At 60.2% G+C, this 24,173-nt stretch carries 28 protein-coding genes, 1 tRNA gene and 1 riboswitch; of the genes, 18 read left to right on the top strand and 11 right to left on the bottom strand.

Going from position 1 to position 24,173, the window contains the following annotated elements:
• The first annotated feature begins 48 nt into the window (after positions 1 to 48).
• The 5 genes from ACR0MO_RS10550 to ACR0MO_RS10530 are packed head-to-tail and all read left to right on the top strand — an operon-like array spanning position 49 to position 4,258.
• A complete protein-coding gene (locus ACR0MO_RS10550) occupies positions 49 to 1,383 on the top strand; it encodes an FAD-dependent oxidoreductase (protein ID WP_170453526.1) in 1,335 nt (444 codons plus the stop codon).
• Entirely contained in the window at positions 1,334 to 1,882 is a 549-nt protein-coding gene (locus ACR0MO_RS10545; RefSeq protein ID WP_480626529.1) for a hypothetical protein, read from the top strand. The genes ACR0MO_RS10550 and ACR0MO_RS10545 overlap by 50 nt, the downstream gene beginning before the upstream one ends.
• Entirely contained in the window at positions 1,882 to 3,105 is a 1,224-nt protein-coding gene (locus ACR0MO_RS10540; protein WP_170453525.1) for an MFS transporter, read from the top strand. The genes ACR0MO_RS10545 and ACR0MO_RS10540 overlap by 1 nt, the downstream gene beginning before the upstream one ends.
• Positions 3,102 to 3,719 (top strand): DUF3833 domain-containing protein, encoded by a 618-nt coding sequence (locus ACR0MO_RS10535; protein ID WP_170453524.1) that lies wholly within the window; start codon positions 3,102 to 3,104, stop codon positions 3,717 to 3,719. Before ACR0MO_RS10540 ends, ACR0MO_RS10535 begins: the two co-directional genes overlap by 4 nt.
• Positions 3,716 to 4,258: a DUF3833 domain-containing protein gene (locus ACR0MO_RS10530; protein WP_170453523.1), complete on the top strand. Its 543-nt coding sequence runs from the start codon at positions 3,716 to 3,718 to the stop codon at positions 4,256 to 4,258. The genes ACR0MO_RS10535 and ACR0MO_RS10530 overlap by 4 nt, the downstream gene beginning before the upstream one ends.
• Before the next feature lie 128 nt (positions 4,259 to 4,386).
• Here ACR0MO_RS10530 and ACR0MO_RS10525 read toward each other — a convergent pair.
• Positions 4,387 to 4,462, bottom strand: a tRNA-Lys gene (locus ACR0MO_RS10525).
• Positions 4,463 to 4,673: 211 nt separating this feature from the next.
• Here ACR0MO_RS10525 and dapF point away from each other — a divergent pair.
• Complete coding sequence (gene dapF / locus ACR0MO_RS10520) at positions 4,674 to 5,516, top strand: diaminopimelate epimerase (protein WP_170453479.1); 843 nt, start codon at positions 4,674 to 4,676, stop codon at positions 5,514 to 5,516.
• Positions 5,513 to 6,769, top strand: coding sequence for a tRNA (N(6)-L-threonylcarbamoyladenosine(37)-C(2))-methylthiotransferase MtaB (gene mtaB / locus ACR0MO_RS10515; protein ID WP_170453478.1), 1,257 nt, complete (start codon positions 5,513 to 5,515; stop codon positions 6,767 to 6,769). Before dapF ends, mtaB begins: the two co-directional genes overlap by 4 nt.
• Before the next feature lie 139 nt (positions 6,770 to 6,908).
• Here mtaB and ACR0MO_RS10510 read toward each other — a convergent pair whose 3' ends face one another.
• The 3 genes from ACR0MO_RS10510 to petA are packed head-to-tail and all read right to left on the bottom strand — an operon-like array spanning position 6,909 to position 9,648.
• The gene (locus tag ACR0MO_RS10510) at positions 6,909 to 7,700 is read right to left on the bottom strand and encodes a cytochrome c1 (RefSeq protein ID WP_170453477.1); all 792 of its coding nucleotides are present in this window, start codon (positions 7,698 to 7,700) and stop codon (positions 6,909 to 6,911) included.
• Between the two features lie 17 nt (positions 7,701 to 7,717).
• Complete coding sequence (gene petB / locus ACR0MO_RS10505) at positions 7,718 to 9,049, bottom strand: cytochrome b (protein WP_170453476.1); 1,332 nt, start codon at positions 9,047 to 9,049, stop codon at positions 7,718 to 7,720.
• 14 nt (positions 9,050 to 9,063) lie between these two features.
• Positions 9,064 to 9,648, bottom strand: coding sequence for a ubiquinol-cytochrome c reductase iron-sulfur subunit (gene petA, locus ACR0MO_RS10500; protein ID WP_170453475.1), 585 nt, complete (start codon positions 9,646 to 9,648; stop codon positions 9,064 to 9,066).
• A gap of 462 nt (positions 9,649 to 10,110) precedes the next feature.
• On the opposite strand from petA, the gene ACR0MO_RS10495 reads away from it, so the two are divergent.
• Entirely contained in the window at positions 10,111 to 10,554 is a 444-nt protein-coding gene (locus tag ACR0MO_RS10495; RefSeq protein WP_480891114.1) for a c-type cytochrome, read from the top strand.
• A gap of 15 nt (positions 10,555 to 10,569) precedes the next feature.
• On the opposite strand, the gene ACR0MO_RS10490 is transcribed toward ACR0MO_RS10495, so the two are convergent.
• Positions 10,570 to 11,178, bottom strand: coding sequence for a glutathione S-transferase (locus ACR0MO_RS10490; protein WP_480891112.1), 609 nt, complete (start codon positions 11,176 to 11,178; stop codon positions 10,570 to 10,572).
• A gap of 55 nt (positions 11,179 to 11,233) precedes the next feature.
• On the bottom strand, positions 11,234 to 11,860 hold the full coding sequence (locus tag ACR0MO_RS10485) for an FMN-binding negative transcriptional regulator (RefSeq protein ID WP_480891109.1): 627 nt from the start codon (positions 11,858 to 11,860) through the stop codon (positions 11,234 to 11,236).
• Positions 11,861 to 11,914: 54 nt separating this feature from the next.
• Positions 11,915 to 12,065: riboswitch (FMN riboswitch) on the top strand.
• Positions 12,066 to 12,135: 70 nt separating this feature from the next.
• On the opposite strand from ACR0MO_RS10485, the gene ACR0MO_RS10480 reads away from it, so the two are divergent.
• From ACR0MO_RS10480 to cobO, 5 genes are all read left to right on the top strand, one after another.
• Positions 12,136 to 12,576: a 6,7-dimethyl-8-ribityllumazine synthase gene (locus tag ACR0MO_RS10480; protein WP_480891107.1), complete on the top strand. Its 441-nt coding sequence runs from the start codon at positions 12,136 to 12,138 to the stop codon at positions 12,574 to 12,576.
• A gap of 140 nt (positions 12,577 to 12,716) precedes the next feature.
• The gene (gene aroC, locus ACR0MO_RS10475; protein WP_480891105.1) at positions 12,717 to 13,817 is read left to right on the top strand and encodes a chorismate synthase; all 1,101 of its coding nucleotides are present in this window, start codon (positions 12,717 to 12,719) and stop codon (positions 13,815 to 13,817) included.
• Positions 13,801 to 14,463 (top strand): HD domain-containing protein, encoded by a 663-nt coding sequence (locus tag ACR0MO_RS10470; RefSeq protein ID WP_480891102.1) that lies wholly within the window; start codon positions 13,801 to 13,803, stop codon positions 14,461 to 14,463. The genes aroC and ACR0MO_RS10470 overlap by 17 nt, the downstream gene beginning before the upstream one ends.
• A 54-nt stretch (positions 14,464 to 14,517) precedes the next feature.
• On the top strand, positions 14,518 to 15,453 hold the full coding sequence (locus ACR0MO_RS10465; RefSeq protein ID WP_170453468.1) for a DMT family transporter: 936 nt from the start codon (positions 14,518 to 14,520) through the stop codon (positions 15,451 to 15,453).
• A 56-nt stretch (positions 15,454 to 15,509) separates the two neighbouring features.
• Positions 15,510 to 16,109 carry a cob(I)yrinic acid a,c-diamide adenosyltransferase gene (gene cobO, locus ACR0MO_RS10460; RefSeq protein ID WP_170453467.1) on the top strand — a complete coding sequence of 200 codons (600 nt, stop codon included), beginning with the start codon at positions 15,510 to 15,512 and terminating at the stop codon, positions 16,107 to 16,109.
• Between the two features lie 32 nt (positions 16,110 to 16,141).
• On the opposite strand, the gene ACR0MO_RS10455 is transcribed toward cobO, so the two are convergent.
• The 5 genes from ACR0MO_RS10455 to ACR0MO_RS10435 all read right to left on the bottom strand — a co-directional run bounded on the left by ACR0MO_RS10455 (position 16,142) and on the right by ACR0MO_RS10435 (position 20,692).
• On the bottom strand, positions 16,142 to 16,363 hold the full coding sequence (locus tag ACR0MO_RS10455; protein WP_170453466.1) for a hypothetical protein: 222 nt from the start codon (positions 16,361 to 16,363) through the stop codon (positions 16,142 to 16,144).
• A gap of 206 nt (positions 16,364 to 16,569) precedes the next feature.
• Positions 16,570 to 18,138 (bottom strand): alkaline phosphatase D family protein, encoded by a 1,569-nt coding sequence (locus ACR0MO_RS10450; RefSeq protein WP_480891100.1) that lies wholly within the window; start codon positions 18,136 to 18,138, stop codon positions 16,570 to 16,572.
• Between the two features lie 135 nt (positions 18,139 to 18,273).
• Complete coding sequence (locus ACR0MO_RS10445) at positions 18,274 to 18,639, bottom strand: SPW repeat domain-containing protein (RefSeq protein ID WP_480780764.1); 366 nt, start codon at positions 18,637 to 18,639, stop codon at positions 18,274 to 18,276.
• A 110-nt stretch (positions 18,640 to 18,749) separates the two neighbouring features.
• Positions 18,750 to 19,700, bottom strand: coding sequence for an AraC family transcriptional regulator (locus ACR0MO_RS10440; RefSeq protein ID WP_170623617.1), 951 nt, complete (start codon positions 19,698 to 19,700; stop codon positions 18,750 to 18,752).
• A gap of 125 nt (positions 19,701 to 19,825) precedes the next feature.
• On the bottom strand, positions 19,826 to 20,692 hold the full coding sequence (locus ACR0MO_RS10435; protein ID WP_480780765.1) for a branched-chain amino acid aminotransferase: 867 nt from the start codon (positions 20,690 to 20,692) through the stop codon (positions 19,826 to 19,828).
• 159 nt (positions 20,693 to 20,851) lie between these two features.
• Between ACR0MO_RS10435 and ACR0MO_RS10430 the strand changes: the two genes are divergently transcribed.
• The 5 genes from ACR0MO_RS10430 (at position 20,852) to ACR0MO_RS10410 (ending at position 24,164) form a co-directional block, all read left to right on the top strand.
• Positions 20,852 to 21,364, top strand: a complete 513-nt coding sequence (locus ACR0MO_RS10430) for a MarR family transcriptional regulator (protein ID WP_170623372.1) — start codon at positions 20,852 to 20,854, stop codon at positions 21,362 to 21,364.
• Positions 21,361 to 22,062 (top strand): response regulator, encoded by a 702-nt coding sequence (locus ACR0MO_RS10425; RefSeq protein ID WP_170453461.1) that lies wholly within the window; start codon positions 21,361 to 21,363, stop codon positions 22,060 to 22,062. The genes ACR0MO_RS10430 and ACR0MO_RS10425 overlap by 4 nt, the downstream gene beginning before the upstream one ends.
• 69 nt (positions 22,063 to 22,131) lie before the next feature.
• Entirely contained in the window at positions 22,132 to 23,058 is a 927-nt protein-coding gene (locus ACR0MO_RS10420; RefSeq protein ID WP_170623374.1) for a histone deacetylase family protein, read from the top strand.
• On the top strand, positions 23,055 to 23,297 hold the full coding sequence (locus ACR0MO_RS10415) for an exodeoxyribonuclease VII small subunit (RefSeq protein WP_170521075.1): 243 nt from the start codon (positions 23,055 to 23,057) through the stop codon (positions 23,295 to 23,297). The genes ACR0MO_RS10420 and ACR0MO_RS10415 overlap by 4 nt, the downstream gene beginning before the upstream one ends.
• Entirely contained in the window at positions 23,298 to 24,164 is an 867-nt protein-coding gene (locus ACR0MO_RS10410) for a polyprenyl synthetase family protein (RefSeq protein WP_170521073.1), read from the top strand.
• Positions 24,165 to 24,173: the final 9 nt, after the last annotated feature.

Below are 24,173 nucleotides of genomic sequence, written 5' to 3'. Positions count from 1 at the left end.
GAACCCTGCTACGTATCCCTTTGTAAAATGTCGCACTAAGGGGATCACATGTTCGACGAAACACGGGGCGTACGTAAGAAAATCGCAATCGTAGGTGCAGGCATTTCAGGTCTATCCGCAGCTTACTACCTTTCAGAAGACCACGACATCACAGTTTACGAGGCCGAACCCCGACTGGGGGGGCATGCCCGCACGGTCATGGCGGGAAAGAAAGGTGATCAACCGGTGGATACCGGGTTCATCGTGTTCAACTACGCGACCTATCCTTACCTGACCAAACTGTTCGACGAATTGAACGTGCCGGTCACCAAATCCGAGATGAGCTTTGGCGCAACCATCGACAACGGTCGGATCGAGTATGGGCTGAACAACCTGCGCACCCTGACCGCACAGAAACGCAATCTGGCGCGGCCGTCTTATTACAAGATGATCGCCGACATCCTGCGCTTCAGCAAAGAAGCGCCCGAGGCCGCTAAGGACGACGACACCACGATCGGAGAGCTGGTGGATCAGATGCGTCTGGGTCACTGGTTCCGCCACAACTATCTGATGCCGATGTGCGGCGCGATCTGGTCGACGCCAGTTGAATTCGTGGATCAGTTCCCAGCGCGCTCGCTGGTGCAGTTCTTCCGCAATCACGCCTTGCTGGCCAGCGGCCGCGCCAACCAGCACCAGTGGTACACGGTCAAAGGCGGCAGCATCGAGTATGTGCGTCGCATCGACGCCGCCCTGCGCGAACGGGGATGTGACATCCGTCTGGGTGCTCCGGTCGATCATGTTCAGCGTGACGACATGGGCGTTTCGGTTACAAGTCAGGGCCACACCGACCGGTTTGATGAAATCATTCTGGCCACCCATTCCGATCAGTCCCGCGCCATTCTGGGCGACAATGCCACCGCCGCCGAAGCTGCAGCATTGGAAGCGATCCGCTATCAGCCCAACAGCGCCATCCTGCATTGCGACCCCGGCCAGATGCCCAAGCGTCGTGCTTGCTGGTCCAGTTGGACCTATCGCTCGCAAGCCGGGAATGTCGGCGTCACCTATTGGATGAACCGTTTGCAGAACATTCCAGACAGCGATCCGCTGTTCGTGACGCTGAACGCGTCGTCAGAAATTCCCGCGGACAATATCTATGATCAGGTCGAGTTCGCCCATCCGGTGTTCGACAAGGCCGCCCTGAAAGCACAAGGGCAAATCCGCGAGATGCAGGGACAGAACCGGACTTGGTTCGCCGGAGCGTATAACCGGCACGGGTTTCACGAAGACGGGATTGCCAGCGCGATGCATGTCGTGGATCGCATCAAGGGCACCCCGCAAACGATCGGAGCTGACCATGGCACTTTGGAACAAGACCCGGCCATCCCTGCTGTTGCGGCTGAATAGGCGCCTCTGGCGCGCCGGGCTTTTGTCTTTGACGCTGCTGGCCCCGGTTGGGCTGGCAGCGGATCCGCTGTCGCGCGAATTGAAAGACCCCAAGCAGATCGGCAGCGGGACCTTTCGGTTTCTGGGTCTGCCGCTTTACGACGCGAAACTCTACACCCCCGGCGGGGCCGCGTTTAACTGGGCCGAGGATTTTGGCCTGCAACTGACCTACCGCAAGAACCTAAAACAAAAGGCACTTGTGGAATCGACGCTGGAAGAGATGGCCCGTCAGGGCAACCCACAGCCCACACAGGCACAGCTTGAAGCCTGTTTTCAGGCCGTCAGCAAAGGTGACAACTATCTGGCGATCTCGGAAGGGCCCAACAAGGTCGGGTTCTGGCGCAATGGTACCCAAACCTGCACGCTGGCGAGTACCGACATCAAGAAATCCTTCATGTCGATCTTTCTGGGCGACAACACCCGGTCGGCCAGCTTTACGCAGAGTTTGAAGGGTCGGTGATGCTGTACCCCCGTGTCAGCCTCTATGCGCTGATGCTCGCTGCGGCGGGTATTCCGCTTTATATTCACCTGCCGCGCTTTGCGGCGGTGAATCTGGGCATTGGCCTTGGGGTGATCGGTACGGTCTTGCTGGTGATCCGACTGGTCGATCTGGTGCAGGACCCGCTGATCGGCTGGGCCATCGACCGCTGGCCGGGGGGGCAGCTTTTGTTCGCAGCTTTGGCCGCGTTGGGATTGGCCATCGGCTTTCCCTTGCTGTTTGGCCTGCCCGAAGGCGCAAGCGTCACAGCCCTGATCACGGTTCTGATCCTGCTGTTTTCGGCCTACAGCCTGGGCACAATCCTTCTATACGGCCGCAGCGCGACGCTTGCGAAAAAGGCTGACGCGAAAGAACTGATGACACTCGCCGCCTACCGCGAAGGCGGGCAACTGACGGGCGTGGTCATCGCGGCCAGCGCGCCAGCCCTGTTCGTGGCCTTGGGTGCATCAGCGCAAGGTTACCCCGCTTTCGGGCTGTTTCTCGGCCTGTTGGCGCTGTTGACCCTGGTTCTGACAATACCGATCTGGCGGCGCACGCCGATCACCGGTCAGGGCCTGTCCTTCGCCGGTCTTGGGCAGGCCGGAGCGCTGAGACTGCTGGCATTGGCACTGGTCAACAGCCTTCCGGTCGCCATCACCTCAACGCTGTTCCTGTTCTTTGTCGAAGATCGCCTGCAACTGGCCGGCAAGGCGGGGCCGCTGCTGATCCTGTTCTTCCTCAGCGCGGGCGCAAGCGTGCCGCTTTGGGCCAAGCTCAGCAACCGGATCGGCCCGAAAAAGACCCTGATCATCGCCATGCCGCTCTCGATCGCGGGCTTCATCGGTGCCGCAACGCTATCCGCCGGAGACCTCACCGGTTTCGCCATCATCTGCATCGCATCCGGCGCGGCGCTTGGGGCGGATATGGTGGTGCTGCCCGCCATGTTCTCGGTCGTGCTGACGCGCGCGGGGCTGAACGCCTCGGCCGCGTTTGGCATCTGGTCATTCGCTGGCAAGCTGGGCCTTGCGCTCGCTGCCTTTTTCACTCTGCCGCTTCTGGAACGCAGCGGCTTTACACCCGGTCAAACCAACAGTGCCGAGGCGTTGAACACGCTCAACCTCGCCTACGCCGTGCTGCCCTGCATCCTAAAGCTTGGGGCGTTCGGGATGGTTCTGACCCTTCCTACGGAGGTTACAGCCAAATGAATACGCTTATCGTGTTTCTGCTCGCCATCCTCGCTGTTCTTGCGGCCCGGGGCCGGTTTCTGAGCTTTCGGTCCCAATCGCCTGCCGATTACACGGGCACCGGCCCGGATTTCTCGCTGAAGAAACACCTCAATGGCGAGATCCTGTCCGAAGGCTTGATCTATGGCCCCAATGGCAAGATGTCGAACAGCTTCGTGGCGCGCATGGTCGGCGAATGGGACGGCAACTCGGGCACATTGGCGGAATGGTTCACCTATTCCAACGGCAAGCAGATGACCCGCAAATGGTATCTGACTATGGGCACCGGCAACACTTTCATCGCCACGGCAGATGACATTGTGGGGGAAGGAAAAGGTGAAATCTCGGGCTCAACCGTCAAGCTGACCTACAGGATCATCCTGCCCGAAGATGCGGGCGGTCACACGCTGGATGTGACCGACTGGATGTATCTGACCGAAAATGGCGCGATCATGAACCGATCCGAAATGCGCAAATTCGGCATCAAAGTGGCCGAGCTGGTCGCGACCATGCGCCCTGCACCCGAGATCAAGACCACGCATCTGTCCGGCACAAACGGCTATGATGCCGACGCGGACGGCAGGCTGTTGCAATGATCCGTATCCGCGCGCTCATATCCATTGCCGCGATCGCCTGTCTGTTGGTGCTGGCGGCGTGCTCGGCCAAACCGAGGGTTCCCAAATCCTTCCTGTCGGATCGCGAGTTGAACCTTGAGGAGTTTTTCGAAGGCAAAACCGTTGCCTACGGTCAGTTTCAGGACATCCTCGGCAACGTCCCGCGCCGCTTTACCGTTGATATCGACGGCACCTGGGACGGAGAAACGCTCACCTTGGTCGAAGATTTCGTCTATGATGACGGCGCGACCGAGCAGCGTATCTGGACCCTGACCAAAACCGGCGCCGATACCTGGACCGGCACCGCCCCCGGCGTGCTTGGCACCGCTGAAGGGATCGAGCGCGGTGACACCTTCAACTGGAAATACAAGATCGACCTGCCGATCAAGGACGGCTCCATGCGCGTGAAGTTCGACGACTGGATGTGGCTGCTGGAAGATGACCGCCTGCTGAACCGCGCCTATGTCTCACGCTTCGGGATCCGCATCGGAGAGGTCATCCTGTTCTTCGAAAAGAAGTAGTTCGAGGGTTGGGATGCGCCTACATCCGACCCCAACGGTCTTTTGCATATTTCTATGCGGTTCCATACCGCTTGATTGCAGCTGACGCGGGAAAATCCCGCCTGTTCAAGCTTGCCTTGCGGAAAAAGTGGTGAGCCGTGCAGGATTCGAACCTGCGACCCACTGATTAAAAGTCAGTTGCTCTACCAACTGAGCTAACGGCCCACTCTTTCGTTGGATCTTGACGATCCGTGGCGCTCTGTAAGGCAATTACCCGACCGGGTTCAAGCCCTTATTTTGCGCCTCGTTTCGCCGGTTTAATCAGTGTTTCCCGCGACCCGATAGGCGGCCTAATTAGGCAGGTGGCGCGGGGGGGTCAACCCCTTTTTTCAGGAATCTGCGCGACAGGGTGGATTCATGTTCAGAGCAACGTTATATGCCCGCCATGCAACAGATAAGCGATACCGGTTTGCCCTTTATGAAGATGCACGGGCTGGGCAATGACTTTGTCATTGTGGATGCGCGCGCACATGCCGTTCCGATCAGCGCGGAATTGGCCAGGGGAATCGGGCATCGTCAGTTTGGCGTCGGATTCGACCAGTTGGCCGTGATCGAAACCGGCCCAGCCGACGCACATCTGGTATTTTACAACGCGGACGGCTCGACCTCGGCCGCCTGTGGGAACGCCACCCGCTGTATCGCCCGGTTTCTGATGGAGGAAAGCGGGAAATCCGATCTGACGCTGACGACTGAACGGGGCACATTGTTGGCCAAAGAGGCCGGGAACGGCCTGACCTCGGTCAATATGGGGCAACCTCAGCTGGAGTGGCACGACGTCCCGCTGGCGGAAGAGATGGACACTCTGGAACTGCCCATAGAAGGCGCGCCAACGGCGACCGGCATGGGCAACCCGCACTGCACGTTTTTCGTGGATGACGCCGAAGCGATTCCCTTGACCGAGTTCGGGTCGCGCTACGAACACCACCCTCTCTACCCCGAACGCACCAATGTTCAGGTTGCTCAGGTGATCGGGCCGGATCATATCCGGATGCGCGTCTGGGAACGCGGTGTGGGCATCACTCTGGCCTCTGGCTCGTCCTCTTGCGCCACAGCGGTTGCGGCTGCTCGGCGGGGCCTGACCGGGCGCAAGGTGCAGATCGAACTGGACGGCGGCACCATCTGGATCGACTGGCGCGACGATGGTGTCTGGATGACCGGACCAACAGCCCATGTATTCTCGGGCACCCTGACGCCCGAATTCATAAGGTCGCTGGGATGAGCGCCCCGAAATTCACCACTCTGGGATGTCGCCTGAACGCCTATGAAACCGAGGCGATGAAAGAGCTGTCGCAACAGGCGGGGTTGACCGATGCGGTGGTCGTGAACACCTGTGCCGTGACGGCTGAGGCGGTGCGCAAGGCGCGGCAAGAGATTCGCAAGCTGCGCCGGGAAAACCCAAACGCCCGCCTGATCGTCACCGGTTGCGCGGCACAGACCGAGCCTGAGACCTTTGCCCAAATGGAAGAGGTCGACGCAGTCATCGGCAATACCGAGAAAATGCGGCCCGATACCTGGAAGGGTATGGCGGCCGATTTCATTGGCGAAACCGAAACAGTGCAGGTCGATGACATCATGTCGGTCACTGAAACCGCTGGCCACCTGATCGACGGTTTCGGAACCCGATCCCGCGCTTATGTGCAGGTCCAGAACGGATGCGACCATCGCTGCACCTTCTGCATTATCCCCTATGGCCGCGGAAACTCGCGCAGTGTCCCTGCGGGCGTGGTTGTCGATCAGATCAAGCGGCTGGTGGACAAAGGCTATAATGAGGTCGTCCTGACAGGCGTAGACCTCACCTCGTGGGGGGCCGACCTGCCGGCGCAGCCCAGGCTGGGCGATCTGGTGATGCGCATCCTCAAGCTGGTGCCAGACCTGCCCCGCTTGCGGATCAGTTCGATCGATTCCATCGAAGTGGACGAGAACCTGATGCAGGCCATCGCGACCGAGCCGCGCCTGATGCCGCATCTGCATCTGTCGCTGCAACATGGCGACGATCTGATCCTGAAACGCATGAAACGCCGCCACCTGCGCGACGACGCCATCCGCTTCACCGAAGAGGCCCGCAAGCTGCGCCCGCAGATGACCTTTGGCGCAGACATCATCGCAGGTTTCCCGACCGAGTCAGAGGCGCATTTCGAGAACTCGCTGAAACTGGTCGCTGATTGCGATCTGACCTGGCTGCACGTCTTCCCCTACTCCAAACGCGACGGCACCCCGGCGGCCCGCATCCCGCAGCAGGTCAACGGCAACATCATCAAAGACCGCGCCGCCCGCCTGCGCGCCGCAGGTGATGCGCAGGTCACCCGGCACCTGTCAGACCAGATCGGCAAAACCCATCACATCCTGATGGAAAACCCCCATATGGGTCGGACCGAACAATTCACCGAGGTCGCCTTCAACGCGCCTCAGCCCGAAGGCCAGATCGTGACGGCAACAATCACCGGGCAGACCTCGGGCCAACTCACGGTCTGATCCCCCCTTCTTCTGTTCGAAAATACCTCGGGGTGAATTGGCCGCAGGCCAAGAGGGGCTGGCCCCTTCTGGCGACCTCAAAAAGAAACCCCCGCAACCTTAGGGCGCGGGGGTTCTTGTGTCAGTATTCCGAAAAGGATCAGTCCTCGTTGCGAAGCTTACCCTTGTGCGGCGCCCACAGACGCTTGTTCACCAGGTACAGCAGCACCGACAGAACGGTCAGGAAGATCACACCGACAAAACCGGCGTTCTTGCGGTCCATCATCTTGGGCTCGGCGGCCCACATCAGGAAGGCGGCAACGTCCTCGGACATGGCTTCGACAGTGGCCGGGTGGCCGTCGGCAAACTCAACCTGATCTTCCGAAATCGGCGGGGCCATCGAAATCCAGCCGCCGGGGAAGGCCTTGTTTTCGTACAGGATGGTGCCTGCTTCTTCCTTCTCTTCACCGGTATAGCCATCCAGCAGCGAGGCGATGTATTCCGCGCCACCCATGCCTTTGACCAGCTGGTTGATGCCCAGACCGTAAGGACCGTGGAAACCCGCACGCGCCTTGGCCATCAGGCTCAGGTCGGGTGCGCCAACCGCGTCATTGACCGGGAAATGGTCGGTCGGGATCGCCGGGCGGAAATCGTCCAGCTCGGGGTCGAAGACCTCGAAATTGTCGGCCGCGTAGGTGATGACCTGCTCTTCCGAATAACCCAGCGCTTCCAGATCGCGCAGGGGCACATATCTCAGCCCGTGACAGGCTGCGCAGACCTCGGTGTAGACCTGAAGGCCGCGCTGCAGCTGGTTCTGATCCCAGGTTCCGAACGGACCCTCGAACGAGAAGTCGAAATCCTCGATATGCTGCTCGCCGCCACCTGCCGCAAAGGATGCAGCAGGGGTCAGAGCGAGGGCAAACGCGGCGCCGATTGCAAGTTTCTTGAACATGTTTCCGGTCCCTCTTCTTACTCGGCCGGCGTGGCTTCGGCGTCAGCCTTGCCATAATGCGCGTTGAAGTCTTCTTCGATGGTCTCGGGCTGCGGCAGCGGCTTCTCGATCACCCCAAGGATTGGCAGGATCACGAAGAAATAAGCGAACCAGTAGGCCGATGCGATCAGCGAGAAGGTCGCATAGGGCTCTTCCGCGGGCATCGCACCCAGCCACATCAGGGCGAAGAAATCGATGATCAGCAGGTAGAACCACCATTTGAACATCGGACGGTATTTGCCCGAACGCACGGTCGAGGTGTCCAGCCAGGGTGCCAGAGCCATCGCCAGGATCGCACCGAACATCGCGACCACACCAAAGAACTTGGCGTCGACGATGCCGCCGGTGATGAAGCTGGCGAATTGCACAACCCAGACCTCGCCGGTGAAGGCCCGCAGGATCGCGTAGAACGGCAGGAAGTACCATTCGGGCACGATATGCGCAGGTGTAACCAGCGGGTTGGCTTCGATGTAGTTATCCGGGTGGCCCAGGTAGTTCGGCATAAAGCCGACAATGGCCCAGAACACGACCAGAATAACCGCCAGCGCGAACAGGTCTTTGATCACGAAGTAAGGCCAGAAGGGCAGTGTGTCCTTGTCGGCCTCGGCTTTCGAACCACGACGCACTTCAACACCTGTGGGGTTGTTGTTGCCGGTGGTGTGGAACGCCCAGATATGCACGATGACCAGCGCCGCGATGATGAACGGCAGCAGATAGTGCAGCGAGAAGAAGCGGTTCAGCGTGGCGTTATCCACCGCCGGTCCGCCCAGCAGCCAGGTCTGCAGCGCATCACCCACAAACGGGATGGCGCCAAACAGGCCGGTAATCACGGTCGCACCCCAGAAGGACATCTGACCCCAGGGCAGAACATAGCCCATGAAGGCGGTGCCCATCATCATCAGATAGATCAGCATCCCGATGATCCACGTGATCTCACGCGGGGCTTTGTACGAGCCGTAGAACAGGCCGCGGAACATGTGAATATAGACCGCAACAAAGAACAGCGACGCGCCGTTCATGTGCAGGTAGCGGATGAAGTAGCCGCCATTCACGTTTCGCATGATGTGCTCGACACTGGCAAAGGCCAGATCGACATGGGGGGTGTAGTGCATCACCAGGATGATGCCGGTGACGATTTGCAGCGCCAGGCAGAACGCCAGGACGATGCCCCAGATCCACCACCAGTTCAGGTTCTTGGGGGTGGGAATCATCAGGGTGTCATACAAAAGGCCGACGATGGGCAGGCGGCTGTGCAGCCACTTTTCGCCGTTTGACTTCGGCTCGTAATGATCGTGGGGAATTCCGGACATAAGTTGGGTCTCCCTTAGCCGAGTTTGAGGGTTGATGCGTCCACCCATTCAACGGGCGGAATCGGCAGGTTCTCAGGCGCGGGGCCTTTACGGATCCGGCCAGCCAGATCGTAGTGCGAGCCGTGGCAGGGGCAGAACCATCCGCCGAAATCACCGGCGTCGCCCAGCGGAACACAGCCCAGATGGGTGCAAACGCCCATCTGCACGATCCAGGCACCCGCCGCTTCGCCCTCGGGCGAGGGCAGCACGCGGTTGGCATCGGTTGCGGGCGCATCTGCGTTCAGGTTGAAGTTCCGGGCCAGCGGGTCGGGCAGATTGCCAACCGCTTCCTCATCCTGTTGCTGCGCTTCAGCAATCTCGGCACCGGTGCGGTGGCGGATGAACACGGGTTTACCCAGCCATTTCACGGTCAACTGTGTGCCCGGCTCAACCCCGCTGACATCTGTACGGATCGAGGACAGGGCCTGCACATCCGCCGACGGGTTCATCTGGTTGATCAGGGGCCATACGGCTGCACCTGTCGCAACGACTCCTGCGCCGCCAGCGACGTAATAGAGGAAATCTCTGCGGGTGCCTTCGTGGTCTTCTGCGTGGGACACGAGGTTATCTCCGGTTTTCTGGCGCCCGCGGACGGGCAAATAGCTCGCGCACCGCACGAATGCGGTGTCTTAACCGCGCTGTCTATCGACGCAAATAGCGTTCGTCCAGCGGTCATAAACGCGCAATACGCCGCATCTGTGCTATTTGTCACAATGCATCGGGTTTTTTTGGTGATTCAAGCCCACATCTTTTCCGATCATCCCGAATCGGCGGGGTTTGATTCGATGGTCAGGGACACATCCCCGCTATGCCTGACCCAAGCGGATTCGGGGCACATCTTCCGGCAGAAGATTGATGCCATGTCATGCAATATCCGCGACGGCAGAGCCGCATTGTTCCGCGACAAATGACACCTCTGAAATAGACCATTTGTTCAGTGGGATAGCGGTCTTTTTGCTGTTGAATCCTGTGCCTGAATGCCGGACATCCCGGTCTGCGCGAACGCCGATCAGGAGACCCCGATGTCAAAAACCCCCTTGGCCGCCGTTCTGTTAACGATTGCACTGTCCACCCAAACCGCCGCCGCTGGCGATCCCGCCAAAGGCAAGCAGCTTTATAACCGCTGTTCTTCGTGCCACGCGATCATCAAAGATGGCGAGGTTCTGGAGAAAGGCGGCATTACCGGACCGAATCTCTATGGCGTCGTGGGCCGCGTCGCCGGGTCCGAGACCGATTATCTGAATGGCAGCGAGCGCCTGCCCATCGGCATGTTCACCGACGATATAATCCGGGCGGGCGAACAGGGGCTTGTCTGGACCGAGGAAAACATCGCGATCTATTCAAAGGACCCGATTGGTTTCATTCAGGAGTTTCTGCAGGACGAAACCGCCCGCCCCAACATGAGCGTCAAGCTCAGGAAAGGGGCCGAAGACATCGCCGCCTATCTGGCAACCTTCAGCGACTAGGGGCGCGGGTCGCCCTCAGCCTTGCGGGCGGGTGGCGACCATACTGGGCCGCTCGCCAAACTCGGCAAACCAAGCCGCAAGCGCATCATTGCCCTTGCGCCAGCCGCGCTCATCGTGGCGCAAATCAAGATAGCCCAGCGCACAGCCGACAGCCACTTGCCCCATATCCAGCGGGCCGGACAGATGCGCCATCCAGCGCTGGTTCAGGGCGGCACAGGCCCGGTCGATCTTGACCCATTGCGACTCGGTCCAGTCGTCCCATTGCTTATCTTCGGGGCGCAACCGGTCTTCGTAGGTCATCGACAGGGCCGCATCCAGAATACCATCTGCCAGCGCCTCAAGCGTCAGTACATCCCAGCGGCGCGCGCCATCGGGATAAAGCCGCCCTCCGGCGCGGGCATCCAGAAACGCGCAGATCACCCGACTGTCGAACAGGGTTGGCCCATCCGGGCGTTCCAACGCCGGAACCTTGGTCAGGGGGGCCTTGCTGATCAAAGATGCCGCCGGTGAAATCGGCGTACTGGCCACCGTCTCAAGCTCGACATCCTCCAGCTGATCCGTTTCGTGCAGCAGCACCATGACTTTGCGCACATAAGGCGAGGTCCGACTGTGATAGAGTTTCATTCGCACGCTCCCTGATTGCGCCGACCTTACAACAAGGGCGAAAAAACAAAAGCGGTCAGTCGTCTGACGGCTTGGCCCCGCGCATCAGCGTCTGCAGCACCTGCAACTCGGACCCAATCCCCGACGCGATGTGATCGGACGCCTGCATCCGCACATCATCGGGTTTGTTCTGGTTCAGCTTCCAGGTACCCTGAATGTCATCGATCCGCATCCGACAGGGCACAATCATCCGCATCATGCGATCCAGAGCCTCATCGTTCATCTTGTCGGTACGCCACGGCGGCTTCGGACGCAGCCGATCTTCGTAGAACGCCGACTGCCGATCCAACAGATCGCGCAATTCCTCCTGCGAGTGCATCTCAAGAACGCCGGTCAGATGGGCGGCCACATAATTCCAGGTCGGCACCTGATCCGCGATCCCGTACCAGTCGGGCGACACATACCCGTCCGGCCCCGACACCGCGATTCGCGCCGCTACAGGCTGCTTCAACACCCGCACAATCGGGTTCGAGCGGACTAGATGCAGCTCCGCCACCGCCCCGTCTTCGGACAGCAAAAACGGAACATGGCTTATAAGCGGCGCGCCATCGGTCGAGATTGCCAATACGCCAAAGGCCCTGTCACGGGCAAACGCAATATGACGCGCGCGGTCCTCGGCGCGGAAGGCGGGGTTCGGGTGCATAGCGGTCCTCCTGCCAAATCTCTTGCAGAAGGGGCCCGATCCATGCAAGGTCCGTCTCGTTCTCAGGGCGGGGTGAAATTCCCCACCGGCGGTATGCGGGCAATGACCCGTAAGCCCGCGAGCGGCTTCGGATCATCTGGGGTGACAAGCAGATCTGGTGAGAAGCCAGAGCCGACGGTTAAAGTCCGGATGAAAGAGAACGTGCAGCGTGCCCCCTCGGCGCGTCTGCTCGTGATCGCCTTGGGTGACGTGTCTGTCTACTTAAGGAGGTCCAAATGACACACACCCGCTATGCTTTCATCAAAGCCAACTGGCATTCCGATATCGTCGACCGCGCGCTTGACGGCTTCGTTGGGCTCATCCCCGCCGAACAGGTCGACGTCTACGACGTTCCCGGCGCATTCGAAATGCCCCTGCTGGCGCGCGATCTGGCCCAAACCGGCCAATATGCCGCGATCGCCTGCGCCGCCTTTGTCGTCGATGGCGGCATCTACCGGCATGATTTCGTGGCCCAAGCCGTGGTAGACGGTCTGATGCGCGCAGGCCTGGATACCGGCGTTCCGATCCTGTCGGTCTCACTCACCCCGCACCAATACCAGCAAACCGACCACCACAACGCCATCTACCGCGCGCATTTCGTCGAAAAAGGCCGCGAAGCCGCACATGCCGCGCTCAAGATCACCGCGACGCGCGCATCCATCGCAAAAGCGGCCTGATCCTTCTTCTGTTCAAAAATACCTCGGGGGAGTCGCGCTTGCGCGACGGGGGCAGAGCCCCCTCCCCGACCTCCAGACGCAAATCCGCTTGAGGCCAAAGGCCCACAAGGCTAATCACATCGCTCAAAGGAGCACGCCCCATGTCGATGAACAGCTTTGGACACCTCTTCCGCGTCACCACCTGGGGTGAAAGCCACGGCCCCGCTTTGGGCGCCACCGTCGATGGCTGCCCGCCGGGCGTCACAATCGATGAGGGCATGATCCAGCACTGGCTGGACAAGCGCAAACCGGGGCAGAACAAATTCACCACCCAACGGCGCGAGCCCGATCAGGTCAAGATCCTGTCCGGCGTGTTCGAAGGCCAGACCACCGGCACCCCTGTCCAGCTGATGATCGAGAACACCGATCAACGCTCGAAAGACTACGGCGACATCATGGACAAGTTCCGCCCGGGCCATGCCGATATCACCTATTGGCAGAAATACGGCATCCGCGATTATCGCGGTGGCGGGCGCAGCTCGGCGCGCGAAACCGCGTCGCGTGTTGCCGCTGGTGGCTTGGCGCGAGAGGCCATCAAACAGATCGCGCCCAATGTGCAGATCACCGGCTACATGACCCAGATCGGCCCGCACAAGATTGACCGCGCCAATTTCGACTGGTCGCAAATCGAACAGAACCCGTTCTGGACGCCCGACGCCCAAGCGGCCGAGGATTGGGCCGCCTATCTGGACGACCTGCGCAAATCCGGCAACTCGGTCGGCGCGGTGGTCGAGGTTGTGGCGCGCGGCGTCCCCGCCGGGCTGGGGGCACCGATTTACGCCAAGTTAGACACTGATCTGGCCGCCGCGATGATGTCGATCAACGCCGTCAAGGGCGTCGAAATCGGCGAGGGCATGGCCGCCGCCGAACTGACCGGCGAGGCCAACGCTGACGAGATCTTCATGGGTCAGAACGGCCCGCAATACAGCTCGAACCACGCGGGCGGCATTCTGGGCGGTATCTCGACCGGGCAGGACATTGTGGTGCGGTTTGCGGTCAAACCGACCTCGTCGATCCTGACCACCCGCAAGACCATCACCAAATCCGGTGAGGAGACCGAGATCATCACCAAAGGCCGTCACGACCCCTGCGTCGGTATCCGCGCGGTTCCCGTGGGTGAGGCGATGATGGCCTGCGTGATCCTCGACCACTTGCTGCTGCATCGCGGTCAGATCGGCGAGAACCGTGGACATATCGGCTGATCTGCGCGCCCGTCTGCGTGGCATCGTCGCGCAGCGCATGGCCACCGATCCGGCGCATGATCTGGCGCATCTGGATCGCGTCTGGAGCAATGCGCAGGCCATCGCCGATGAACAGACAGACATGCAGGTCCTTCTGGCCGCCTGCTATCTGCACGATCTAGTCAACCTGCCCAAGAACGATCCGAACCGGCACCTCGCCTCTCGTCTGTCCGCGCAGGAATCAGAGCCTATTTTGGGTGATCTGGGCTTTGATGCCGCGTCGATCCGCGCCACCCAGCACGCGATTGAGGCCCACAGTTTCTCGGCCAACATCCCCCCGCGCACTGCCGAGGCCCGCATCCTGCGCGACGCAGACCGGCTGGACGCACTGGGCGCGATTGGCATCGCCCGCACCTTTGTTGTTGCTGGCGCGCTGGGCCGCGACCTTTATGATCCCGATGATCCCTTTGCCGAAGCGCGCGCGCTGGACGATCTGAAATTCTCGCTCGACCACTGGAAAGTCAAACTGCTGACCCTGCCTGCCGATATGCTGACCCCTGCCGGGCGGGCGCTTGCACAGGAACGGGTGTCACAGATGCTTGAGTTTCTGGATGCCTTCGCGGATGAAATCGGCCACCCCGTTCCCGATCACTGGAATTCCGCCTGATTGGTACAATCCCGTCGTTGATCTTTCGCCGCCAAAGGCGCAGGGTCCCGGCCAATGGCACAATCCTTAACATCGCATCGACCCATGCTTGCCGTGGGTTTGAAACTGGCTGCGCTGATGCTGTTCACCTCGATGTCGGCACTGGTCAAAGCCCTGTCCGAGGATTTCCCGCCGGGTGAGCTGGTCTTTTTCCGCTCGCTCTTTGCCATTCCGGTCATCATCATCTGGCTGATCTGGCGGGGCGAACTGGCGCAAGGTTTTGTCGTCAAGAAACCCATGGGCCATTTCTGGCGCGGCGTTCTGGGCACCAGCGCCATGGGGCTGACGTTCACCGGCCTCAGCCTTCTGCCCCTGCCCGAGGTCACGGCCATCGGCTATGCCACCCCGATCTTCACCCTGATTCTGGCCGCGCTGATGCTGGGCGAACGCATCCGCATGATCCGAATCGGAGCGGTGGCGCTGGGCCTGCTGGGGGTCCTGATCATGATCTGGCCCCGGCTCGGCAGCACTCAGATGGAAGTCACTGCTACCATTGGTGCTCTTTGCGTGCTGGGGGCTACTATGGCCCGTGCCTTCGTGCAGATTCATATTCGGCAACTGGTCAAAGTCGATCACCCTGCGGCCATTGTGTTCTACTTTTCCATGACCGCGACGCTGTTATCTGCGCTGACGGCCTTCTGGGGGTGGGCCATGCCAACCCTGAATCAGGCTCTGATACTGGTCATTATGGGGCTGATTGGGGGGGTCGCGCAGATTCTGGTGACCTCGTCCTATCGGTTCGGGCAGGCCTCGATGCTGGCGCCGTACGATTATTCGACCATGCTGTTTGCGATTTTCATCGGCTATGTCTGGTTCGATGAGTTGCCAACAGTCGCCATCCTGATCGGCGCAGCGCTGGTGATCGCAGGCAATGTCGTCGTGATCTGGCGCGAGCATCAATTGGGGCTAGAGCGCGGCAAGGCGCGATCCGTCACCGACCCCAAAGCGTGACTTTACCTTTCGCAAACTTCGCCTAGGTTGGGCGCGACAGTCAAAGAGGGTTTCCCATGAGCGACGCACAGGATCACAAGGAAAAGATGCAGCAGGTGCAGGCCAAGCACCGCAAGAAAGTGTCCGAGGCGGTTGATCCGGGGCGCGGGCTGGTGCTGATCAACACCGGCAAGGGCAAGGGCAAATCCTCGGCCGCGTTTGGTGTGGTGATCCGGGCGCTGGGCTGGGGTCAGACAGTCGCGGTGGTGCAATTCATCAAGGGTAAGTGGAAGACCGGTGAACGCCGGTTTTTTGAAGACCGCGATCTGGTCACATGGCACACGATGGGCGAAGGTTTCACCTGGGATACGCAGGACCGCGAGCGTGACATTGCCGCCGCCACCGCCGCCTTTGACAAGGCTTGCGATCTGATGGCCAGCGGTGAATATGATCTGGTCGTGCTGGACGAAATCAACATCGCCCTGCGCTATGAATACCTGTCGGTTGAGCGTGTGATCGAGGGGCTGAAGGCACGGTCCGACAAGACCAGCGTCTTCCTGACCGGTCGCGACGCCCCGCAAGCGCTGCGCGACTATGCCGATCTGGTCACCGAAATGACCGAGGAAAAACACCCGTTTCAGGCTGGTATCAAAGCCCAGCGCGGCGTGGACTTTTAGGAATGGTCAAGGTGGGCGTCGCCATACCCACCTTAACCTGCGCGCTTGCCTGACAGGTTTTCAAATACGTAGCGCACAGACTTGCGGCGGCTTGCGGCGCTCTCTGGCAGAGTGTCGTCTTTTCCCGCCGCATCGCGGGCAGCCTTGCGGTTCTTTTGGTCCACGTAAGCCGTGTAATCGGTGTCGCAGCAGCTGCACCCACAGGCAGTGGCGGCATCGTGCCGGGCAATGATCTCGTCCATCTTTTCGCGCATACCGAAGCCCTGCGATTGTCTCGTTTCCGAGGCGGCGGCAGGCCCTCACTGTGTCACGCGCTAAGCCCGCAAACCGCCCCGAAACCCTGTGCTGGATAATACATCATCTGGCGTTGAGCTATATCTGATTATTTTAGTCAGACAATTCAAGCCAAAAAAATGCGCCCACGAATTTCTTCGGGGCGCAAGTTACGGGGAAGATAGGATCAGATGGCCGGGTCACGCGGATCCAGCGTTACCGACCATAGCTCGGTATCCGCGCGGTCCATCAGGCGAACGGTCATTTGTTGCGTTGAACCGTCGATATCCACGAGGCCAAAGAACTGCAGACCCGCACTGGGTGGCAGGTTCACCCCTTGATCTTCGGTCGGAGCTTTGACGAATTTCACCTCGGGCCCGAAGGTTCCGTCCAACGCGTTCGGACCAAATGTACCGGCGTGCAGGGGCCCCGAAACAAACTCCCAAAACGGTTCAAAATCCTGAAATTGGGCTTTGTTAGGGTCGTAGAAGTGCGCCGCGGTATAGTGAACATCTGCTGTAAACCAGACCGTGTTCGTGATGCCCGCCGTCTTGATAAAACGCAGCAGATCGGCGATCTCCAACTCGCGACCCTTGGCCGGCCCACTGTCACCGTTTGAGATCGCCTCCGCTCCGGCCTGTTCCTTCCAGTTGTCCCACACGATCAACCCGATCGGCATGTCAGAGGCAATCACCTTCCAGGTGGCTTGCGAGGCTGCAAGTTCGCGTTTCAGCCAGGCCAGTTGCGCGGCACCCAGAATGCGGGACTGATCGGTGATTTCATCCTCCATCGCGGGTCCGTTGGGGCCGCGATAGCTGCGCAGATCCAGGAAAAACACATCCAGCATCGGACCGTATGAGATCTTGCGATAGACGCGACCGGGCTCGGCAGGGGTTATGCGCAGCGGTGTCATCTCGTGAAACGCCCGTCCGGCGCGGGCTTGCAGCACATGCACCGATTTCTCGGAATACCGATCATCCGAGATCAGGTCCTTGGCGTCCGACCAGTTGTTGACAACCTCGTGGTCATCCCACTGGAAGAAGGTGGGGCAGACGGCGTTCATGGCGCGTACGTGCTCGTCCATCATGTTGTATTTCAACTGGGCGCGGAATTCGTCCAGCGTCTCGGCAACCTTGCGCTTTTCGTCGATCAGGGTGGCGTTCTTCCAGATCACCTGCCCGTCCTTTTCGACCTCGTCCTGCATCGGGCCGTCGGCATAGACCGTATCGCCGGAATGGATGAAAAAGTCAGGCCGATGCTGCGCCATGGTCGCATAGGTGCGCATCCCGTCATCATCAATCCCCCAACCCTGACCTGCGGTGTCACCGGACCAGGCAAATCGAATGTTGCGGCGCGCGGACGGAGCGGTGCGGAATTGCCCAATAACAGGCTCTGATACGGTATTGATATCGCTTAGATCGGCGGCGACAAAGCGATAGAAGATATCCTGATCCGCTGGCAGCCCGTCGATCAGGCGTTTGACCGCGAAGTCACCGTTCGGGATTGCATCCATTGGCGGCAATCGGCGGGTATCGGCAAAGCCCTCGGTGGTCGAGACCTCCATCATCACGCGCGCAGGCCGGTCGGTGCGAGTCCAGACCATGCCCGAGCTTGCATCCACGTCGCCTGACTGAACACCATGTGTGAAAACGGGTCGCGACGCGGCACGGCTGATGGCAGGCATGGCCAGCGACGCAGCAAATGCAGTGCTGCCAGCCAGAAACGTGCGGCGGGTCGGGCGAATAATCTTGGTCATCTCGGGGCTCTCCTGTCTGGTGATCGTCTCAAAGATCACGCGATTGGTGAACCGATAAGAACCGCCCGTTTGTAAAACGCGCGGCTCAGTTTTTTGACAGTATCACGATGATACTGTGACAGCTGTGGATAATTCTCAGGCGGCAACACCCTGTTCAGGCGCGCTGAGCGAGATCACCAGCACCACCGCAGCACCGTTCAGCCAGTAAAAGACGGCATCCAGACCCGAAAACCCGAAAAGGCTGGGGGCGAACAGGAAGGTGATGCCGACGATCAGATCCACGGCCAGATGGAACTTATAGCTCAGGACACGCCAGATCCCCAGGCGATGGTCGGTAAGCACGGTCAGGACAAAGGCCGCAACCCCGGTGATAACTGACAGCCATAAGGCCATGGGGTTGGACTGACCCAGCCCCAGAACAAAGGGCAGCACGATCAGCGCTAGCGCGACAGGGTAGTCCAGATAGGCGTGAATGTTACGAGTTACAAAACGAAGAGACATCGGAAGATCCTTTTCTTGCTTGGGATAATCCGAAGATAAGGTAGTGAACGCGGACGCATCAGTTCGGTTCGTTCAGGTCTCGTTGCAGATCGTTCAGAAGTTAGGGCCTATCAGTGCATCGCCCGATAAGCCGCCGGGGATACGCCGACCTGCTTTTTGAACACCCGCGAAAAAGCCGCCTCGGACGCGTAACCGACCTCGGCCGCCGCATCCGCCACGTTCCAGCGGCTTTCCGTCAACCCGTGGCAGGCGATCTGCATCCGCCACGAGGTCAGGTATTGCATCGGGGTCGTTTCCATCTTCTCGGCAAATAACTGGGCAAAGGCGGTGCGTGACATCCCAGCTTCGCGGGCCAGAGTCTCGACACTCCATTCCTGTGCGGGGCCGTGGTGAAAGGCGGTCAGCGCGCGGGATATGCGGGGGTCGGCAAATCCGGCAAGCGCCGCGCCGGTCGGGCTTTGGCATTCCAGATAGGCCCGGATTGCCTGGGCAAACAGGACCTCGGACAGTTTCAGCGCGATCAGGTCACCGCCGATCCGCGCGCCGCCCACTTCGGACCCGATCATGCGCAGCGTGGCCTCGATCCAGGCCCCGGCTTCTTCGCCATAATTCTCGATCAGGATGTAGGGCGGCAGCCGGTCGATCAGCATATGCCCGGTGCCGCGTCGCCCCGGCGGACCGGTGAACGAGAAATGGCCGCAGATCAATTGCGTATCGCGGCTTTTGTCCTCGCCACCATAAACCAGAACGCCGTCGCCCTGATACCCGGCGTCCTCCAGCACCTGCTCCAGCGGCAGGGCGTCCAGCGGATTGACCTCATTGCACAGCAGCGCATGGGCCGCGCCGTGCGGGATCAGAATCAGATCGCCTTGCTTCAAACGCAGGGTTTCGCCTGTGTTAGAGACAAAAACCTTCAACTCCCCACGCTGCACAAAGTGAAACCGGGCCACGTTTTCGAACGCGGGCACCTGAATACCGAAAGGCGGTGTGAAGGAGGTGCGGAAATAGAATGTTCCCCGCAGGGACAGACGGGTGAGGATATCACTGAGCAGGTCCAACATGTGGGTAACGTAACCCCACCTGCGCGTTCGTCCAGCCATCTGAACGATCTGCACAATGTCTTGAACGGCAGGCAAAGAAAAACCCCTGCGCAAGGCAGGGGTTTGGAGTTCAGGATCTGCGCAGATCAGGCGCGGACAAGCTTTTCGTAGTCTTCGGCAATCTCGCGGGTCAGATCGCCCACTTTGAACGTATAGTCACCGATCTGCCCGACCGGAGTGACCTCGGCAGCCGTACCGGTCAGCCAGCATTGTTCGAAATCAGCCATTTCCTCGGGCTTGATGCGGCGTTCGTGGACGGTGATGCCCTTGTCTTTCAGCATCTGGATCACGGTCTGGCGGGTGATGCCGTTCAGGAAGCAGTCGGCCTGCGGGGTGTGCACCTCTCCGTCCTTGACGAAGAACACATTCGCGCCGGTCGCTTCGGCCACGTAGCCGCGCCAATCCATGAACAACGCGTCCGAACAGCCCTTTGCCTCGGCCTTGTGCTTGGAGATGGTGCAGATCATGTAAAGACCCGCCGCCTTGGCGTGAACCGGGATGGTTTCCGGGCTGGGGCGTTTCCATTCCGCGATGTCCAGCTTGGCACCCTGCATCTTGGCATCGCCGTAATAGGCACCCCAGGGCCAGACCGCGACGGCCATGCGAACCGGGTTCCGGGCCGAAGCCACGCCCATATCCTCGCCCGAGCCGCGCCAGACCAGCGCGCGGACATAGGCGTCCTGCAAGCCGCTGGCTTTCAGCGCCTCGTCCTTGGCGGCCTCGATCTGATCGACGTCATAGGGCATCGGCATATCCAGCGCCTCGGCCGAGGCGATCAGACGCTCGGAATGTTCGCGGCTTTTGAAGATCTTGCCGTTATAGGCGCGCTCGCCCTCGAACACGGATGAGGCATAGTGCATCGCGTGGGTCAGCAGGTGCACATTGGCCTCGCGCCAGGGCACCAGTTCACCATCCATCCAGATGACACCGTCACGATCATCGTACCCCGCCATGCGAAACCTCCTGAACCGGGTTGAATTTTCGATTGTTGCGCTATTTAGGTCCGGAGCGGACACATTCTTGCGCAAAAACTGCGATTCGATACCTGTCCGCCCTTGGAATGTCAATAAGGCTGACATAAACTGAGCATTGTGTAACGAATGAGGCAAGATATGTCCGAAATCCGCCCCGCCCCGATGTTTGGGGGCGAAAGCCTGTTGTTTCTTACGGATGAGCAGTTGCGACAGGGGATCGAGGCCATGTTTTTCGCCTATCGCGGCTTTACCGCCGATCCTGACCGCATCCTGTCCGAGATGTCTTATGGCCGTGCGCACCACCGGGCGATTCACTTTGTCAATCGCGCGCCGGGGACCACGGTGAACAACCTGCTGGCCATTCTGGGGGTGACAAAACAATCCCTGAACCGGGTGCTGCGGACGCTGATCGAGGATGGAATGGTCGAAAGCCGGGTGGGTACCGCCGACAAGCGCGAGCGGCACCTGTTTCTGACCGAAAAGGGCCGCGCGCTGGAGGCCACGCTGTCCGACGCCCAGCGCGCCCGGATGCGTGCGGCATATAAGGACGCAGGCCCCGAAGCCGTGGCCGGTTTTCGTAAAGTGCTTGAAGCGATGATGGATGCTGATATGCGTCATGCGTATACGAAGCTGCGGGATACGACCTCATGAGCGATATGGACGCCCATCTGCTGATCGTCGACGATGACGAACGCATTCGCGATCTGTTGAAGAAGTTCCTGATGCGGAACGGGTTTCTGGTAACCGCCGCCCGCGACGCAGCCCATGCGCGCCGGGTGCTGTCGGGGCTGGATTTCGACATGATCGTGCTGGACGTGATGATGCCGGGTGAGGATGGCGTGAGCCTGACAAAGGCACTGCGCGAAACGCATGCGACTCCAATCCTGCTGCTGACCGCGCGGGGTGAAACCGAGCACCGGATTGCGGGGCTTGAGGCCGGGGCGGATGATTATCTGGCCAAACCGTTCGAGCCGAAAGAGCTGCTGCTGCGCATCAATGCCATTCTGCGGCGGATGCCGGAAACGCCAGCCCAAGATACCGCGGCGAAGATCCTGACGCTGGGCCCGATCCGCTATGACATCGAACGTGGTGAGATGTGGCAGGGCGAAGACCCGGTGCGTCTGACCGCAACGGAAAGCCAGTTGATGAAGATCTTCTCGGCCCAGCCGGGCGAGCCGATCAGCCGCGCGAAACTGGTCGAGGATCTGGGCCGCGACAAGGGACAGGCGCAGGAACGCGCGGTGGATGTGCAGATCACCCGGTTGCGTCGGAAGATCGAACAGGATCCGAAGCAGCCCAGATACCTGCAGACGGTTCGGGGTGCAGGATATATGCTGGCACCGGATTGATTTGGCCGCTGCGCGGCGATTTTATGCCTTCGGCGAAGGTATTTTTAGCCAGATGAAGAAGGGATCCCGATGAAAACTGCCTTGTTGACCCATGCTGATTGTCTGGGGCACGTGACGCCGGACGGGCATCCTGAGCGGGTGGCGCGGCTGGAGCATATTCTTCATGCGCTGGAGCCTTTGGATCTGGATCGCAGGACGGCCCCGATGGCGGCGGATGATGATTTGCTGCGGGTCCATCCCGAAGATTACATCCGGGATATTCGGGCCACGCGACCTGCGGAGGGGTTTGCGCAGATCGATGGGGATACGTTTATGTCTCCGGGCACTGTCGATGCCGCCTATCGCGCGGCGGGGGCCGTGGTGCGGGCTGTGGATCTGGTGCTGGGCGGTGAGGCTGCGAATGCGTTTTGTGCGATCCGACCGCCGGGGCATCATGCGGAAACGGACAAGGCGATGGGGTTCTGCCTGTTCGGCAATGCGGCTTTGGCGGCGAAACATGCGCTGGATCATCATGGGCTAAGCAAGGTCGCTGTCGTTGACTTTGACGTCCATCACGGCAATGGCACGCAGGATTTGCTGTGGGACGAAAAGCGCGCGCTGGTGATTACCAGCCAGCAGATGCCCTTGTGGCCCGGATCGGGACGCCCGGATGAGACCGGCGCTTATGAGACCGTATTGAACATACCTCTGGCCCCCGGCACAGGCGGGGCCGAGATGCGGGCGGCTTATGAGGCGCAGGCTTTCCCGCGTTTGCGGGCGTTCAGGCCCGAATTGATCATTATCTCAGCCGGGTTTGACGCGCATCAGGACGATCCGCTTGCCAATCTGAACTGGTCCACGGGTGATTTTGCCTGGATCACCGCTGAGCTGTGCAGGATCGCGGATGAGGTTTGTGAGGGCCGTATCGTCTCGACTCTGGAGGGCGGGTATGATCTGAACGCGTTGTCCGAGGCGACACGCGCGCATGTGGAAGAACTGATGAAGGCAGCACGATGACCGATACCCCCGTTGATCAGATGACGTTCGAACAGGCGATGAAAGAGCTTGAGGCCGTGGTCGGCCAATTGGAACGCGGTGACGTGGCGCTTGATCAGTCGATTGCGCTGTATGAACGCGGGGCGGCGTTGAAGAAACGCTGCGAGGATGAGTTGAAGCGGGCCGAGGAAAAGGTGGCCGCGATCACCTTGGATGCGGGTGGCCAGCCGACCGGGACGACGCCTGTCGAAGGTCAGTAAATGTTTCGCGACCAGTTGGCGCGGGATGCGGCGCGCATTCAGGCGCAGTTTGACCATGTCCTAAGCGCCTTTGACGATTTCGATGTGACGCAGGCGATGGGTTATGCCACCGAAGGCGGCAAACGGTTGCGCGGGTTTCTGGTGCTGGAAAGCGCCCGTTTGCATGACGTGGACGAGGCCCGCGCGATCTGGCCTGCCACGGCGATTGAGGCGTTGCATGCCTATTCTCTGGTCCATGATGATCTGCCTTGTATGGATGACGACGATCTGCGGCGCGGTCGCCCCACGACCCATGTGAAATGGGATGAGGGCACGGCGGTTCTGGCCGGAGATGCCTTGCAGACATTGGCCTTTGAGCTTTGCGCGCGACCCGAAGTTGGGGCGGCAGATATACGGGCCGAATTGACCCTGACATTGGCCAAAGCCAGCGGCGCGCAAGGTATGGTCATGGGGCAGGCGCTGGACATTGCGGCCGAGACTGCAGCAGAGCCCCTGTCGCTGCAGGCAATCACGCATTTGCAGGCCGGAAAAACAGGCGCTTTGATCGAATGGTCCGCCTGTGCGGGTGCTCGATTGGCGCAGGCCGATCCTGCCCCGCTGCGCCAATACGCCCAAGCGCTTGGGCTTGCTTTTCAAATCGCAGATGACATTTTGGATGTGGAAGGCGACGCCGAAAAGGCCGGTAAGCGCCTGCAAAAGGATGCGGATGCGGGAAAAGCCACGTTTGTCTCTCTGTTGGGGCTGGGCCCTGCCAAAGCCCGCGCGGCAGAGCTTGTGGATCAGGCTTGCGCCGCGCTGGACGGGTACGGCCCAAGGGCGGAAACCTTGAAGGACGCCGCCCGCTTCGTTATTGCCCGGGACAGCTAAGTCAGGAAC

The sequence above is a fragment of the Ruegeria sp. K5 genome, from assembly GCF_056531805.1.
The sequence above is the reverse complement of the archived record's forward strand: the minus strand, read 5'-3'. Positions and strand labels throughout refer to the sequence as shown.